This window comes from Ureibacillus massiliensis 4400831 = CIP 108448 = CCUG 49529, assembly GCF_000772965.1.
Classification (GTDB): Bacteria; Bacillota; Bacilli; order Bacillales_A; family Planococcaceae; genus Ureibacillus; species Ureibacillus massiliensis.
Genome location: NZ_JPVQ01000130.1, coordinates 1 through 674 on the forward strand (window position 1 = coordinate 1; position 674 = coordinate 674).

A 674-nucleotide genomic window follows, 5' to 3' on the forward strand; every position below is an offset into this window, starting at 1 on the left:
CCTCCGTTCCTTTTGGCGATAAGGCGTCATAGTCTGTCCAATTCACACCGTAAGGGTGTTCTGTTTCTTCTGCCTCACGGCCAATATAGCTATAAAAATTTTGCCCAATATCATTCATATCATGTGTAAGTAAAAGCGTTAGTAATTCGTTAATCCGTTGCTTTCTTAATGCCAGCGAAGGTACGGTTAAATACTCTTTAATACGCGCTGGTAGATACGGTGTGTAACGAGAATGACCTACGACACGTGGTTTTTTCAACCAATCCTTTAAAATATCTTGCCACGGAATAAAACGACGTTTTTTCATATAAGGTCGGGCATCTGATAATAATATCTCACCGTCATTTGTGATGACTTTATACGAATCCCAGTACGTCACACAAGAGAGCTGCACGTAATTTTTCGCTTTCGGTACATGAATCAAATGCCCATCCAGCTTGAATTCGTTATATTTATTAAACTTAATTGAAAATTGCTTAAATACAGGATAAGGTTCTTCAGGTAACTTGATTAATTGCTTTTGCTCCTGCTGCCATAGCTCATCAATTAGCACCTCTTTTTTATAATGAACACGTTGGCGGTCAGCTATTAATTGTTGTTCTAATTGATTGGTTAAGTCTTCAAAATCCTTTATGACTGGCGGTAAGCTAAAGAAGTTATAACGAACATATCCC

Annotated in this window: 1 protein-coding gene; it reads right to left on the minus strand. The window is 38.0% G+C overall.

The genetic code is table 11. From position 1 onward, the window contains the following. Nucleotides 1-674: hypothetical protein (locus tag CD30_RS20385; RefSeq protein ID WP_036180888.1), on the minus strand; the 674-nt coding region annotated here is incomplete at both ends.